2 protein-coding genes are annotated in these 1,099 nt (G+C 47.3%); one reads left to right on the forward strand and one right to left on the reverse strand.

Annotation, left to right across the window (positions count from 1 at the left end):
- Positions 1-655, reverse strand: a 655-nt coding sequence (locus J7438_RS25810; RefSeq protein WP_209278899.1) for a hypothetical protein, incomplete at its 3' end; no start/stop codon positions are given.
- 85 nt (positions 656-740) lie between these two features.
- Between J7438_RS25810 and J7438_RS25815 the strand changes: the two genes are divergently transcribed.
- Positions 741-929, forward strand: coding sequence for a hypothetical protein (locus J7438_RS25815; RefSeq protein WP_209278900.1), 189 nt, complete (start codon positions 741-743; stop codon positions 927-929).
- Positions 930-1,099 lie beyond the last annotated feature (170 nt).

The following is a 1,099-nucleotide window of genomic DNA, read 5'->3' on the forward strand; positions in this document are numbered from 1 at the left end:
CTGTTGTGCTGTCAGATATACCAGTATCACCTTCTGTTGCGGTGGTTTCAGATGATGATGCTATTTGCCCGGTTGTCGATTGATGTATTGCTGCTTTATCACTTGTCGCCTGAGTTGTAGTGGCCGTTGCTGATTTTGTTGATGGAGCTTTTCCTGTGGCTGTTGAAGTTTCGGTCAGCGGTGAATCAGTCGTTGCACTATTCGAAATACCGGAAGTGCCTTGTATTCCCAAGCTATCAGACGTTGATTGTCCTTTTTCTTGAAATATTGCTTGAGATACTGATTGTTGCGGTGTTGCCTGTTTGGTTGGCGTGCCTGTTGATGCAGTCGTCATTGGTGATGAAGAGGGAGATGCAGCTGAGCTATCTCTGGAACCAGAAGTAACTGTCTGAGTGGTAGTGTCGTGGATTGTGGTTGCCCTTTGGCTTGATTGCCTGGTTTGTGCAGCGGTTGAGATTGCTTGTGAGGTGCGAGACGCAGTTGTACTGTCAGATATACCAAGGTTGCCTTCTGTTGCGGTGGTTTCTGATGATGATGCTATTTGCCCGGTTGTCGATTGATGTATTGCTGCTTTATCACTTGTCGCTTGAGTTGTAGTAGCTGTTGCTGATTTTGTTGATGAAGCTATTCCTGTAGCTGTTGGAGTTTCGGTCATCGGTGAAGCAGCCGTTGTGCTATTCGAAATAACGGAAGTTCCTTGTAGTCCCCGGCTATCAGACGTTGCTCGTGCTTTTTTCTGAGTGACTGATTGTGGCGTTGTTGCCTGTGCGGCAGCCGTGCCTGTGGATGCCGACGTCAATGATGGAGAAGCAGCTGAGCTATCTCTGGAACCAGAAGTTACTGTCTGCCTGGCTGTATCGGGGGTTGATGTTGTCGTCTGGCTTGATTGCCTGGTTTGTGCAGCGGTTGAGATGGTTGTTGAGGTTTGAGATGCCGTTGTGCTGTCGGATCTACCAGAGGTGGCTTCTATTGTGGTGGTTTCAGATGTTGATGATGCTATTTCCTGGTTTGTCGATTGGTGTGTAGCTTTTTTATCAATTGACGTCTGAGTTGTAGTGTCTGTTACTGAAGATGTTAATGATTGTCCTGTTTCTGCAGG

Source organism: Thalassotalea sp. G20_0, assembly GCF_017744175.1.
Lineage (GTDB): Bacteria > Pseudomonadota > Gammaproteobacteria > Pseudomonadales > Endozoicomonadaceae > Endozoicomonas.